16 protein-coding genes are annotated in these 13,684 nt (G+C 45.3%); 1 reads left to right on the plus strand and 15 read right to left on the minus strand.

All coding sequences use genetic code 11. The annotated features are described in order from the left end of the window. Nucleotides 1-170 precede the first annotated feature (170 nt). The 5 genes from tig to truA form a co-directional block, all read right to left on the minus strand. The gene (gene tig, locus D8792_RS00960; protein WP_125372526.1) at nt 171-1,454 is read right to left on the minus strand and encodes a trigger factor; all 1,284 of its coding nucleotides are present in this window, start codon (nt 1,452-1,454) and stop codon (nt 171-173) included. Between the two features lie 279 nt (nt 1,455-1,733). After that, nucleotides 1,734-2,297, minus strand: coding sequence for a TIGR01440 family protein (locus tag D8792_RS00965; RefSeq protein WP_125372527.1), 564 nt, complete (start codon nt 2,295-2,297; stop codon nt 1,734-1,736). Nucleotides 2,298-2,309: 12 nt separating this feature from the next. After that, a complete protein-coding gene (locus D8792_RS00970; protein ID WP_015605737.1) occupies nt 2,310-2,792 on the minus strand; it encodes an ECF transporter S component in 483 nt (160 codons plus the stop codon). Beyond that, nucleotides 2,782-3,543, minus strand: coding sequence for a bifunctional hydroxymethylpyrimidine kinase/phosphomethylpyrimidine kinase (locus tag D8792_RS00975; protein ID WP_125372528.1), 762 nt, complete (start codon nt 3,541-3,543; stop codon nt 2,782-2,784). Before D8792_RS00975 ends, D8792_RS00970 begins: the two co-directional genes overlap by 11 nt. Next, nucleotides 3,533-4,282, minus strand: coding sequence for a tRNA pseudouridine(38-40) synthase TruA (gene truA, locus D8792_RS00980; protein WP_125372529.1), 750 nt, complete (start codon nt 4,280-4,282; stop codon nt 3,533-3,535). The genes D8792_RS00975 and truA overlap by 11 nt, the downstream gene beginning before the upstream one ends. A 121-nt stretch (nt 4,283-4,403) precedes the next feature. Here truA and D8792_RS00985 point away from each other — a divergent pair, with 121 nt between their 5' ends. Continuing rightward, complete coding sequence (locus D8792_RS00985; RefSeq protein WP_125372530.1) at nt 4,404-4,871, plus strand: NUDIX hydrolase; 468 nt, start codon at nt 4,404-4,406, stop codon at nt 4,869-4,871. Between the two features lie 109 nt (nt 4,872-4,980). Here D8792_RS00985 and D8792_RS00990 read toward each other — a convergent pair whose 3' ends face one another. From D8792_RS00990 to fabK, 10 genes are all read right to left on the minus strand, one after another. After that, a complete protein-coding gene (locus tag D8792_RS00990; RefSeq protein WP_185758376.1) occupies nt 4,981-5,529 on the minus strand; it encodes a carboxymuconolactone decarboxylase family protein in 549 nt (182 codons plus the stop codon). Nucleotides 5,530-5,711: 182 nt separating this feature from the next. Beyond that, nucleotides 5,712-6,482 carry an acetyl-CoA carboxylase carboxyl transferase subunit alpha gene (locus D8792_RS00995; protein ID WP_125372532.1) on the minus strand — a complete coding sequence of 257 codons (771 nt, stop codon included), beginning with the start codon at nt 6,480-6,482 and terminating at the stop codon, nt 5,712-5,714. After that, entirely contained in the window at nt 6,479-7,342 is an 864-nt protein-coding gene (accD, locus tag D8792_RS01000) for an acetyl-CoA carboxylase, carboxyltransferase subunit beta (protein WP_125372533.1), read from the minus strand. The genes D8792_RS00995 and accD overlap by 4 nt, the downstream gene beginning before the upstream one ends. 65 nt (nt 7,343-7,407) lie before the next feature. Continuing rightward, nucleotides 7,408-8,775, minus strand: a complete 1,368-nt coding sequence (locus tag D8792_RS01005; RefSeq protein ID WP_125372534.1) for an acetyl-CoA carboxylase biotin carboxylase subunit — start codon at nt 8,773-8,775, stop codon at nt 7,408-7,410. Between the two features lie 18 nt (nt 8,776-8,793). Further along, nucleotides 8,794-9,216 carry a 3-hydroxyacyl-ACP dehydratase FabZ gene (gene fabZ / locus D8792_RS01010; protein ID WP_008809611.1) on the minus strand — a complete coding sequence of 141 codons (423 nt, stop codon included), beginning with the start codon at nt 9,214-9,216 and terminating at the stop codon, nt 8,794-8,796. Beyond that, nucleotides 9,213-9,710 (minus strand): acetyl-CoA carboxylase biotin carboxyl carrier protein, encoded by a 498-nt coding sequence (gene accB, locus D8792_RS01015; protein ID WP_005591711.1) that lies wholly within the window; start codon nt 9,708-9,710, stop codon nt 9,213-9,215. Before accB ends, fabZ begins: the two co-directional genes overlap by 4 nt. Then, a complete protein-coding gene (gene fabF / locus D8792_RS01020) occupies nt 9,711-10,943 on the minus strand; it encodes a beta-ketoacyl-ACP synthase II (RefSeq protein WP_125372535.1) in 1,233 nt (410 codons plus the stop codon). A gap of 52 nt (nt 10,944-10,995) precedes the next feature. Beyond that, nucleotides 10,996-11,730: a 3-oxoacyl-[acyl-carrier-protein] reductase gene (gene fabG / locus D8792_RS01025; protein ID WP_125372536.1), complete on the minus strand. Its 735-nt coding sequence runs from the start codon at nt 11,728-11,730 to the stop codon at nt 10,996-10,998. A 12-nt stretch (nt 11,731-11,742) separates the two neighbouring features. Further along, entirely contained in the window at nt 11,743-12,663 is a 921-nt protein-coding gene (fabD, locus tag D8792_RS01030; RefSeq protein ID WP_125372537.1) for an ACP S-malonyltransferase, read from the minus strand. After that, entirely contained in the window at nt 12,656-13,630 is a 975-nt protein-coding gene (fabK, locus tag D8792_RS01035; protein ID WP_005591707.1) for an enoyl-[acyl-carrier-protein] reductase FabK, read from the minus strand. The genes fabD and fabK overlap by 8 nt, the downstream gene beginning before the upstream one ends. Between the last annotated feature and the right edge of the window lie 54 nt (nt 13,631-13,684).

The following is a 13,684-nucleotide window of genomic DNA, read 5'->3' on the forward strand; positions in this document are numbered from 1 at the left end:
GAGCTCTATAATTTCTACAGAGATTAACTCCCTGTAGGAATTGTAGAGCTTATTTTAATCTAGAGATTAGCTTTCCCATTTTAAACCATCCCTCCAACATCAAAAAAGAGAGAACAAATCGTTCTCTCCTGTGCTTGTATTTGTCATCCACTAGGGCTGACTAGAAGCTATTATTTTACTTTAGCAGTGCTTGTGATGACTTCAACTGCTTTTTTAACAGCGATATCATGTTTAAGCATTTCTTCTGAAAGCAATTGGCGAACGCGGTCTGCTTCCATGTTGTAGTCTGTTGCCAATGAAGTGATTTCTGCTTCAACTTCTTCAGCACTAGCTTCAAAGCCTTCTGCTTTCGCAACTGCTTCTACAACAAGGTTAGTCTTAGTGCGTGCTGCAGCATCTGCTTCATATTGTTTGTGAAGGTCTTCTTGAGTTGTACCAGTGATTTGGAAGTACATATCAGGAGAAATACCTTGACGTTGCATGTTGCCGAGGAATTCGTTCACAGCGCGATGAACTTCTTCGTGAATCATTTCTTCTGGAAGGTCAACGATTTCTGCATTTTCTACTGCAAGGTCGATCGCTGCTGCTTCAACTGCATCGTTGTAAGCTGCTTCTTTCGCTTCTGCTAATTCTTTACGGTATTTTTCTTTCAATTCAGCAAGAGTTTCAACTTCTTCGTCGATGTCTTTTGCAAGTTCATCGTCAAGAGCTGGAACTTCTTTTTCTTTTACTTCATGGATTGTTGTAACGAATTTTGCTTCTTTACCAGCAAGGTCAGCTGCTTGGTAGTCTTCTGGGAAGGTTACAACAACGTCTACTGTTTCACCAGCTGAGTGACCAACCAATTGGTCTTCGAAACCTGGGATGAATTGACCTGAACCAAGTCCAAGTGAGAAGTTATCGCCTTTTCCGCCATCAAATTCAACACCGTCAACAGAACCAACAAAGTCGATGACAACTGTATCACCTTCAGCTGCTGCTCCATCTTTCAGAACCAATTCAGCCAAGTTGTTGCGTTCACGTTCAATGCGCTCATCAACTTCAGCATCAGTAACTTCCTTAGAAACTTCTACAGATACTTCAAGGTCTTTGTAAGCACCCAATTTCACTTCAGGTTTTGTCACGACTTCAGCAGTGATAACCCAGTCTTGGCCTTTTTCCATTGAAGTCACATCAATTTTTGGTTGTGCAACCACTTCAAGACCAGCTTCTTTCACAGCTGCTTCATAAGCTACTGGAAGCAATGCATTCAAGACATCTTGATAAAGTGACTCTTCACCAAAACGTTGGTTGAAGACTGGACGAGGAATATGACCTTTACGGAAACCTGGTACAGCAATATTTTTCTTAACTGCATTAAAAGCACGATCCAAAGCAGGTTTGATTTGGTCTTGACCGATAGTAAAAGTTAACACTCCACGATTTGTTTCTTTGTTTTCAAATGATACAGACATTCTGTCAGTTCTCCTTCAAATTTTTTGCATACAATCCATTATAACATAAGTAGCAGTTTTTTCAAGCGACACCTTTTATTTTTCGCCTTTTTCCCCTTTCATACGCTGAAATCTTAGCCACTTTTTGCTCTTTTTTGACCATTGGCCCAGCTCTTAGCAGACAATATTCTCCTACCACTGTGGGTTTATTTCCCTCACCAGCACGAGAATCAACAGGCAAAGTCTATCATTTGGGAAAAGAGAAAAAGAGTAGGTCACCCACTCTCCTCCTCTATCCTACTAGGATTTTCGAATCCTATCTTCGATATAAGACGCCCTTGCTCCGCCAATTAACTTGGGACGACTGGCAAGGGCGGTAACGTGAGCCTGACCCAAACTGCGCAGTTGAGGGCGAATCGGAACCTGAACATGCTTGACATGCATACCGATTGACGTATCTCCCACATCCAAGCCAGCATGGGCTGTGATAAACTCAACCTCCACAGGATCCTGCATATAATCAAAAGCTGCTAGCTGGCCACTCCCGCCTGCATGGAGACTGGGCAGGACATTGACAATCTCTAGGTCTTTCTTTTCTGCCAATTCTCGTTCCACAACTAAGGCACGATTGAGGTGCTCACAGCCTTGAACGGCCAAGTAAATTCCCCGTGCTTGCAGAATATCTAACAAGGTCTTGACAATGACCTGACCGACTTCCCTACTGGAGTGCTTGCCAATGTGTCCCCCCATGACTTCACTAGAAGATAGACCTAGGACAAAAATATTTCCCTTGACCAAACCCGCCTTGTCCAAGACATCTGTGGCAATCTGTCTGGTTTCCTTTTCAAGTTTCTCTAAATCCATCTTTGACCTCACTTACTCTGGCTGAAGGGCTCTTTTCAAGACAAGGGGAAAGGCTCTATAAAGAGCATAGCCGACCACCAAGCCAAAAATATTTTGCATGACATTGCCCCAAATCGCTGCGATAGCTGCACCCGGTCCACTCAAAATACTACCAAAGAGAGCATAGCCACCGACCATGGCAAGTCCGGCCAAGAGCAAACCAATATAACGCTGCTTGCCAGTAAAACCAGCAAAGTAGCCTTGAAGGCCATGGCAGATGAGGCTAAAGACCATCCACTGAGGATAGCCGGCCACCAGGTCAATCAAGAGACCGGACAAGCCCCCAACCAAGGCTCCTTCCTTACGACCAAAATAAAATGCGGTAAAGTAAATCCCTGCATCTAGCAAGGTCAGAAAGCCAGTTGGCGTCGGGATTTTGAAAAAATTCCCCAAAACAATGGATAGGGCTGTAATGACAGCCAGCAAAGCGATTTTTCTTGTCTGATTATTTTTCATATTGAATAACTCCATACTGATCTGAGCGCTGGATAGCGCGGTAAACAAAATCTTTTGAATAGTTGACGGCTTCAAGAGGGGATTGACCTGCCAAAAGCTGACTAGCTATGCTAGAAGCAAAGGTACAGCCTGCTCCTGTATTATTATTTGGTAAAACAGGGCTTTCCAGTAGCTGAAAGTCTTTGCCATCGTAAAATAAATCAAGGGCCTGATCTTGACTGAAACGATTTCCTCCCTTAATCACGACATTTTGAGCTCCTAGTTCATGGAGAGTCACAGCCGCAGCCTTGAGATCATCCAAAGTCTTGATATCCGACTGGGTCAGGATCTCTGCTTCTGGTAGATTGGGCGTGATAATGGTCGTATAAGGGAAAAATTTGATCAATTCATCTCGGAGGGCCGAAACTTCCACATCGTGGGTTTCCTTGCAGACTAGGACAGGGTCTAGCACGACTGGTATGCCCGCTTGCTTTTTGATGAAGTCCAGAGCCTGATCTGCAATGGCAACCGTTGGTAACAAGCCCAACTTGATAGCCGAAAACGGCACATCTTTGATCGAGGAGAGTTGCTGCGCAAAGACCTGCTCGTCGGTCGGAAGAACTTCAAATCCCTTGTCCGTCATAGCGGTCAAGCAAGTCACCGCGACAAAGCCATGCAGGCCATGGACCGTATAAGTAGCTAGGTCTGCATGAAGACCACCACCACTAAAAATATCATTGCCAGAGAGGGCTAAAATCAGCTTATTCTTCATAGATAATCTCCTTTAGATAAAGACCGTTAGGTGCTGCAGTTGGCCCAGCTAGTTGCCGATCCTTTTCTTCTAAAATCCGTTCGATTTGATTGACTGGCATCCGCTTATTTCCAATCTTGAGCAGGGTTCCCACCATGTTGCGGATTTGCTTATAGAGAAAGCCATTACCAGAAAAAGTAAAGATTAGAAAATTACGCTGCGCATCAAACACCAAGCTAGCCTTTGTAATCGTACGAACCTTATTTTCCACACTGGTACCCGAGGCTGTAAAACCTGTAAAATCGTGCGTTCCCTCCAAGGCTTTAATGGCCTGCTCCATTAGAGGAAGCTCCAAAGGATAAGGGTAGTGGGTCGCATAGTGGCGCATCATCGGATTTTTTGGCCGACCAATATCCACCAGGAACTCATAGGTCTTGCTGTGCGGCTTGTAACGCGCATGAAAATCCTCCGTTACTTCCTCCACAGAAATGACATCAATATCTTCTGGCGTCTGGGTATCCAAGGCAAAACGTAGCTTTTCTTCATCCCTAGCTGACGGGAGGTCAAAGTGAATGACCTGCCCAAGCGCATGAACGCCGCTGTCGGTCCGACCAGCTCCGTGGATGACAATGGGCTGACCTTTGTTGATACGAGTTAAAGTTTTTTCGATTTCTTCCTGAACGCTCCGAGCATGAGGCTGGCGCTGAAAGCCAGCAAAGTCATGTCCGTCATAGGAAATAAGGGCTTTATAACGAGTCATGTCATTATTTTAACAGGAAAAAAAGCCTGTCGCAAGAAAGAAAGAATACAACTGTCCGGGTACAGAAAGTGTTGACAGGAAGCTCTAAATCAAGTAAACTAAAAAATGCAAGGAGGATACTATGGCAAAAGATATTTCTTATACCCAAGGGCAGGAGCGATTTCGCTATCGGGCTGCTGCACTCATCATTGAGGAGGAAGCACTCTGTGTCATGGCTTCTTCTAGCGAAGACTATTTCTATTCAGTGGGAGGGGCGGTCAGATTTGGAGAGACCACCAAAGAAGCTGTCCAGCGAGAAGTTTTCGAAGAAACAGGACAAAGGTATGAGATTGAAAAGCTGGCTTTTGTTCATGAAAATTTATTTTCCAACTCAACTGGCATCCTCAAAGGACTAGACTGTCATGAGATTTGCTTCTATTATCTGATGAAATCTCACGGCAAGCAATTTCACTACCAGCATAACCAAGAACAAGTCTACTGGATTCCCCTGACAGACTTGGAAAACTATAAAGTATTTCCAAAGGAAATTACACATATCCTCCAGCACCTCCAAACAGGTATCCAGCATATCATCAGCAAAAAAGAATGAAGTGAACGGTACCACTTCATTTTTTTCTTTATTCTCCCAACATGACCTGCTTTCGGTGAGACAAGAAGCAGATAACCTCCTCTAAAAAGCTCTGCTCCCTCCTCAAAGACTAGGCATAAGGCTGCAATTCCGGATTGATTGGCGTGTTGGCCAGATTATTGGCATAATTGCAGAGGGTCGCAAGGCTGACACCCAAAACTACATCCAGAGCATTCTCATGCGTATAGCCCGCTTCTAGGAAGTCTGCCAAAGCCTCGTCTCCGACCCGACCCTTGGTATTGATGACAGCAATGGTAAATTTAGCAAGCGTATCTAGCTTCGGATCGGTGTCAATCGGAGTACGATTACGCAGAGCCTCCAAAAGATCATCATTCATTTGAATCTGCTTGATCGAAAAGGCTGTATGCCCCGCCACACAGAAAGCACAGCCATTGGTAACCGCAGCTGTAATCTGCACTACTTCCCGCTCAGTTGGTGTCAGGCTGTTTCGACGATTGATAGCTCCAACCGTCCGATAAGTTTCCAAGGCTGCTGGCGCATTGGCCAAAAGACCGATAAGATTAGGAATGTAGCCACCGTTATCTTTTTGAACCGTTTCTAAAACCTCTTTCACCTCAGCTGGTGCAGACTCAATCGTATGGATAGTAAATTCTGACATATGAAACCTCATTTCTTTTGATTAGCAACTATCTTAACATAGGTCTGACAGCTTGTATAATATATATTTTATATGACCTCTATAAAGAGAATATATTGCTACATGTCAAACCAAAATATATTACCACCTTAACTGCCTCCATACCTCTCTCAAGTAAGAAAAAGAAGCCCTAAGGCTTCTGGCTAATATTTTCTAAAACGTTGATAGCGATCTTCTAAAAGTTGCTCGAGAGAAAGTTTAGAAAGTTCCGCTAATTCGGCACTGATCTCTTGCTTGACTGCAGCTAAGAGCTCATTTTTATTAAAGCCACGTTCAGGGATGACCTTATCAACGACCCCCATCTGCAAGAGCTCGTGCGAGGTGATTTTCATCATCTCAGCCGCCTCCATTGCTCGGCTGCCATCTTTCCATAAAATTGAAGCAAAGCCTTCAGGGCTGAGAATGGCATACATGGAGTTTTCCAGCATCCAGACCTTGTCAGCCACTGCCAAGGCTAGCGCCCCACCAGAGCCACCCTCGCCGATGATAATGGCAATAATGGGCACTTTCAGATCACTCATTTCCATGAGATTACGGGCAATGGCTTCGCCCTGTCCGCGCTCCTCAGCACCGACGCCAGGATAGGCACCAGCCGTATTGATAAAGGTCACGACTGGACGTCCGAATTTCTCAGCCTGCTTCATGAGACGTAGAGCCTTGCGATAGCCTTCTGGATGAGGTTGACCAAAGTTCCGTCGCAGATTGTCCTGCAAATTGCGACCTTTTTGAATGCCGATCACTGTGACTGGCTGACCATTTAAGGTTCCGATACCACCAATGACAGCACCATCATCACGGAAACCACGATCTCCGTGCAATTCCACAAAATCATCAAAAATGCCTTGGGCAAAATCCAGAGCTGTCAAACGGGACTGATCACGCGCTGCTTTGATAATCTGACTGATTTTTGTCATTGGTCACCTCCATGAAAGCTCAAGAGAGTAGCAATCCGATCCCGCAATTCACCACGTTTGACTATCGCATCAACGAAGCCATGCTCCAGCAAAAACTCTGCCTTTTGAAAATCATCTGGCAATTTTTCCCGTACAGTAGACTCAATAACTCGACGACCGGCAAAGCCTACCAAAGCCTGCGCTTCTGCCAAGATAATATCCCCTTCCATAGCGAAGGAAGCTGTGACACCACCTGTTGTCGGATCTGTCAAAACGGTCAGGTAAAAAAGGCCAACCTTTGAATGACGTTGTACAGCGGCAGAAGTCTTAGCCATTTGCATCAGGCTCATGATCCCTTCCTGCATACGAGCACCGCCAGAAGCCGTAAAGAGAACGACTGGTAGCTTATGCTCTGTCGCATACTCAAAGAGGCGGGTAATCTTTTCACCGACAACCGTTCCCATGGAAGCCATGATAAAGTTGGAATCCATAATCCCAAGGGCTGTTTTTTGTCCTTTGATACTAGCTGTCCCTGTCAAAACGGCCTCATCTAGGCCAGTCTTTGCCCGTGTCTTTGCCAGTTTTTCTTGATAATTGGGAAAACGCAAAGGATCTGTCGTCTCAATACCAGTGAACAATTCCTCAAAGCTTCCCTGATCCACCGTCAAGCTCAGACGCTCAAAAGCTGAAATCCGAAAAGTGTAGCCACAGCTTGGACAGACACGCTCTGCGCCCAAATCTTTTTGATAAATGGTATGCTTACAACCTGGACACTTGGAAAAAAGCTCATCTGGAACTTCTGGTTTTGGCTGAGGCAAGGCACGAGAGGAACGATTGGGATTGATCCGAATATATTTATCCTTTTTTGAAAACAAAGGCATTGCTTACTCCTTCATTAAATTTTAGAGTGATTCTGCTTCTTTCAAACAAAATCACTCCTTGTCATCTATTTTTTCTCTTGATAAGCCGGAAGGAACTTCTCCATGAGAAAGGCTGTATCATAATCACCAGCAATCACATTAGGATCTGAAATCAAATCCAACTGGAAACTGCTATTTGTCACAACACCGTCGATTTCTAGCTCATAGAGAGCCCGTTGCATCTTCATCAGGGCATCAAAGCGATTTTCCCCGTGAACGATGATTTTGGCAATCATGCTGTCGTAATAAGGAGGAATGGTGTAGCCAGGATAGACCGCCGAATCCACACGCAGTCCCACTCCGCCACTTGGCAGATAAAGATTGGAAATCTTTCCTGGGCTCGGTGCAAAGTTAAAGGCTGGATTTTCAGCATTGATCCGACATTCAATCGCATGACCGCGAATTTCAACATCTTCTTGACTAAAGGACAGCTCTTGACCATCTGCAATCTTAATCTGCTCTTTAACAATATCCACACCGGTAACAAACTCAGTCACTGGATGCTCTACCTGCACCCGAGTATTCATCTCCATAAAGTAGAATTCACCCTTGGCCTCATCCAGCAGAAATTCAATCGTTCCAGCATTTTCATAGCCGACAGACTCAGCTGCTCGAACAGCCGCTTCCCCAATCTGCTGACGCATGGTTTTCCCAATCGCTACAGATGGACTTTCTTCCAGCACCTTCTGATTATTCCGCTGCAAAGAGCAATCCCGCTCGCCCAAGTGGACTACATGCCCCTGCTGATCTGCTAAAATCTGAACTTCAATATGGCGCGCTGGATAGATGACTCGCTCCATATACATGGCACCATTCCCAAAAGCCGCTTTGGCTTCACTAGAAGCAGACTCAAAGGCCGCTACTAAATCCTCAGGCTTTTCAACCTTACGAATACCCTTTCCGCCGCCGCCAGCAGAAGCTTTGAGCATGACTGGATAGCCAATCTTTTCAGCTACTTCCAAGGCTTCTTCAGAGGTATGGACTTCCCCGTCAGAACCCGGGATAACCGGCACTTTTGCCTTAATCATCTGAGCCCGAGCATTGATCTTGTCCCCCATCAAGTCCATGACAGCACCTGAAGGTCCAATAAACTTAATGCCAACTTCTTCGCACATAGTCGCAAATTTGGAGTTTTCACTCAAAAAACCAAAACCAGGGTGAATAGCTTCTGCACCTGTCAGAACAGCAGCAGACAGGACAGCGTTCATATCCAGATAAGAATCTGTAGACTTGGCTGGCCCGATGCAGACGGCCTCATCAGCCAGTAAAGTATGGAGCGCTTCCTTATCAGCCGTTGAATAAACAGCGACAGTATCAATTCCCAGTTCGCGGGCTGCACGAATAATTCTGACCGCAATTTCCCCACGGTTAGCAATTAAAATTTTACGAAACATGGTGAAATCTCCTCTTTCTTATTGACCAATCGCAAAGGTCAAGGTTCCGCTGGCTGCAAGTTTTCCGTCAACTTCGGCCTTGGCCTCTACCACTGCAATGGTTCCGCGGCGCTTGACAAACTTAGCCGTCATAATCAGCTGGTCGCCTGGTACAACTTGCTTCTTGAACTTGACCTTGTCCATACCAGCATAGAAGACCAGCTTGCCCTTATTTTCTTCTTTAGACAATTCCAGCACACCAGCCGTTTGAGCCAAAGCTTCCATAATCAGGACACCTGGCATAACTGGATACTGAGGGAAATGTCCGTTAAAGAATGGCTCGTTGATCGTCACATTTTTCAAAGCGACAATCTCATCTTCGCTGACTTCCAATACACGGTCCACCAACAACATAGGATAGCGGTGCGGAAGCGCCTCTTTTATTGCATTGATATCAATCATTTGATGCGTACCAGCCCTTTCCCAAACTCAACCATTTCTTCATTCTGAACCAGAATTTCTGTCACCAGACCATCTTTCGGTGCTGGCACTTCATTCATGACCTTCATGGCTTCAATAATCATCAGAGTTTGACCTTTTTTAACTTGGTCTCCTACACTGACAAAAGCTGGTTTATCTGGACCTGCAGCCAAGTAAGCCACACCAACCAAGGGACTTTCCACGACATCACCCTCAGCAGCTAGTGCCGGGGCCTCTGGAGCCACCTCAGGTGCTGCAGTTGGAGCTGCTTGGGAAACTGTCTCAGCTACAGGTGCACTTGCTGGCTGCACAGGAGCTACAACAGGGGCTGCACTGACTGCTGGAGTTGCTGCGACTGCGGCAGAACTTTCATTCTTGCTGAAAGTCAATTCATCACTTTGATTTTTATAAGAAAATTCACGCAGGCTTGATTGGTCGAACTGAGCCATCAAGTCTTTAATTTCATTGATATTCATCTAGCCCTCCCAACGCTTGAATGCCAGAACCGCATTGTGACCGCCAAAACCAAATGTATTAGAAATCGCATAAGGAATCTCTTGCTCCTTGCCTTGTCCATAAACGACGTTCGCTTCAATATAGTCTGACAATTCACTTGTTCCAGCTGTTTTTGGTACAAAGTTATGGCGCATTGCTTCGATTGTAGCGATTGCTTCTACCGCTCCTGCAGCCCCAAGCAAGTGTCCTGTGAATGACTTGGTTGAAGATACAGGTACTTCTTTACCAAGAACAGCTACGATAGCTCCACTTTCTCCTTTTTCATTAGCAGGAGTTGAAGTACCGTGGGCATTGACATAAGCCACTTGCTCTGGAGAAATCTCTGCCTCTTCCAATGCCAATTTAATAGCCTTAATCGCACCCTGACCTTCTGGATGGGGTGAAGTCATATGATAAGCATCACAAGTATTTCCATAACCAACTACTTCAGCCAAGATAGTCGCTCCACGTTTTTCAGCGTGTTCCAGACTTTCAAGCACCAACATACCAGAACCTTCTCCCATGACAAAGCCGTTACGGTCTTTATCAAATGGAATAGAAGCACGGCTAGGATCTTCTGTCGTAGAAAGAGCTGTCAGGGCTTGGAAACCGGCAATGGCAAATGGAGTGATAGAGGCTTCTGAACCACCCACCAACATGACATCTTGGAAACCAAACTTAATAGAGCGGAAGGCATCCCCAATAGCATCATTGGAAGAGGCACAAGCTGTATTGATTGATTTACAGATACCATTTGCACCAAAGCGCATAGCCACATTCCCAGCTGCCATATTTGGCAAAGCTTTTGGAAGAGTCATTGGCTTAACGCGTTTTGGACCTTTTTCATGCAAACGGATAACTTGATCTTCGATTTCCTTGATACCACCGATACCAGAAGCCACGATGACACCAAAGCGGTCTTTATCGATTGCTTCTACATCAAGATTCGCATTTGTTACCGCTTCTTGAGCTGCATACAAGGCATATAAAGAATAGTTATCAAAACGATTGGTATCTTTCTTGATAAAGTATTTATCAAATGGAAAGTCTTGGACTTCAGCCGCATTATGAACAGCAAATTCGCTGTGGTCAAACTTGGTGATGGGACCAATTCCAATCTTACCTTCTTTTAAACTATTCCAAAATTCTTCTGGTGTGTTTCCGATGGGAGAGGTTAAGCCATAACCTGTTACAACAACTCGATTTAGTTTCATAGTGAACTCCTTTATGATAATTGGTGAACTGTCAAATCCAAATACATTGCACTTACTGCATGGTCAGCCCGCCATCAATCGCGATGACCTGACCAGTAAGATATTCCTGTTCTGCCAAGAACAAAGCAACATCAGCCACTTCTTCGGTATTGCCGAACCGTTTCATTGGGATTTGAGCCAGAGAAGCTTCTTTGATTTTTTCAGAAAGCCCGTCTGTCATATCCGATTCGATAAAGCCTGGGGCAATCACATTGACACGGATATTGCGCCCAGCTACCTCACGAGCAACCGACTTAGAAAATCCAATCAATCCAGCTTTAGACGCTGCATAGTTGGCCTGACCGACATTACCAGTCAAACCGACAACACTTGATAGGTTGATGATTGCTCCCTGACGAGCCTTGGCCATTGGTTTCAAGACAGCTTGGGTCATATTGAAGGCTCCAGTCAGATTGACCTTCAGCACTTGCTCGAAGTCTTCCTCTGTCATCTTGAGCATAATCTTATCGCGGGTAATTCCAGCATTATTGACCAAGACATCTACAGATCCCAAAGCCGCAATCGCCTCCCCAACCATTCGCTTCGCATCAGCGCCATCAGATACATCGCCTGAAATAACCACGACCTTGATCGGATAACCAGCAAACTCAGCTAAAACTTGGTCTGAAATTTGACCGCGACCGTTCAAGATAATATTGGCACCTGCACTTGCAAACTTATGGGCAATAGCCAGACCAATCCCACGGCTAGAGCCAGTAATAAAAACATTTTTATTCTTTAATTCCATTGGTATTCCCCATTATTTTTCCAGTAGGGCTGTCAAAGTCTCCACACTTTCAACATGATAAACAACTGCTGATTTATCAATTTTTTTCAGAAAGCCAGACAATACTTTCCCTGGACCAATCTCGATAAACTCTGTCACACCAGCTTCTTGCATTTTAGCAATACTATCGTAGAAACGAACCGGCTCCATGACCTGACGAGTTAACAATTCCTTAATTCTGCCAGTTTCCATGATATCCGCCTCTGTATTACCCACTAGCGGAAGCTGAAAATCAGCAAATTCTGTTTCAGCCAAAACCTGGGCTAATTGCTCACTGGCTGGTTTTAAGAGTGCTGTATGGAAAGGACCTGAAACATTCAGCGGAATCAAGCGCTTCACACCTGCTTCTCTGAGGAGTTCCACTGCTTTATCCACCGCTGCCACATCTCCCCCAATGACGATTTGACCTGGAGTATTATAGTTAGCAGGAGAGACCACTCCTAGCTGACTGGCTGTCTGGCAGGCTTCTTCAATAAGACCTACGTCCGCATTTAGCACCGCAACCATCTTTCCAGAACCAGCAGGAGCTGCTTCCTCCATGAAAGCTCCGCGTTTAGCGACTAGAGCTACCGCTGTTTTGAAGTCCAGCGCACCAGCAGCTACCAAGGCAGAGTATTCGCCTAGAGAGAGGCCAACCACCATATCAGGCTGGATTCCTTTTTCAGTCAACAAGCGATAAATAGCAAGAGAAGTTGTCAAAATTGCTGGTTGAGTATGGCGAGTTTGGTTGAGTTTTTCTTCATCTTGGTCAATCAATGCCCGAACATCATAGCCCAGAACTTGACTCGCTTCCTCAAAAGTCGCCTTAACCACATCATACTGCTCATAGAGGTCACGAGCCATTCCCAGATATTGGGCTCCCTGACCAGCAAATAGAAAGGCTGTCTTAGTCATTTCTAGTTACTCCTGCCCAACGTTTTGCTTCTTGCTGAATCTTCTCAGCAGCGCCATAATAGATATCCTTGAGGATTTCTTCGACTGTTTCTTCCTTGCTGACCAAGCCGGCAATCTGACCGGACATGACGGATCCGTTTTCCACATCGCCACGGACAACTGCATTGGCCAAGGCACCAGCACCCAGATTTTCAAAAACAGTCAAGTCTGGATTTTCTTGCTTGAAGGCTTCTTTTTCAGCCTTTTCAAAATCGCGAGTCAGCTTATTCTTGAGCGCACGAACCGCATGACCGAAGTGTTGAGCAGAAATTGTCGTATCGATATCACGAGCTTTCAAAATCATATCTTTATAATTTTGATGGGCATTGGATTCCTTAGCTACAACGAAGCGTGTTCCGACCTGAACCGCTTCTGCTCCTAACATAAAGCCAGCTGCAGCACCAGATCCATCCGCAATACCACCAGCCGCAATAACTGGAATGTTAACTGCTTCTACAACCTGACGAACCAAGGTCATGGTTGTTAACTTACCGATGTGACCACCGGCTTCCATCCCTTCAGCAATGACGGCATCCGCTCCGATTTTTTCCATCCGTTTAGCCAAAGCCACACTTGGTACAACAGGAATCACAGTAATACCTGCTTCGTGGAAACGAGCCATGTACTTGCTTGGATTGCCCGCACCAGTCGTCACCACTTTTACACCCTCTTCGATCACCAAATCCACTATGTCATCTACAAAAGGCGACAAAAGCATGATATTGACACCGAAAGGACGATCCGTCAAAGACTTAATTTTGTCAATATTGGCTTTAACTACTTCCTTAGGAGCATTTCCGCCACCGATGATCCCAAGACCACCAGCTTTTGAAACCGCACCAGCCAAGTCACCATCTGCGACCCAGGCCATACCACCTTGGAAAATAGGATATTTGATATCTAATAATTCTGTAATTCGTGTTTGCATAATACCTTCCTCATAGTCATTGCTTAAGTAATAGCTTGAGCCCAAACCGCTAGA

The sequence above is a fragment of the Streptococcus cristatus genome (genome assembly GCF_003943505.1).
Taxonomy (GTDB): Bacteria; Bacillota; Bacilli; order Lactobacillales; family Streptococcaceae; genus Streptococcus; species Streptococcus cristatus_E.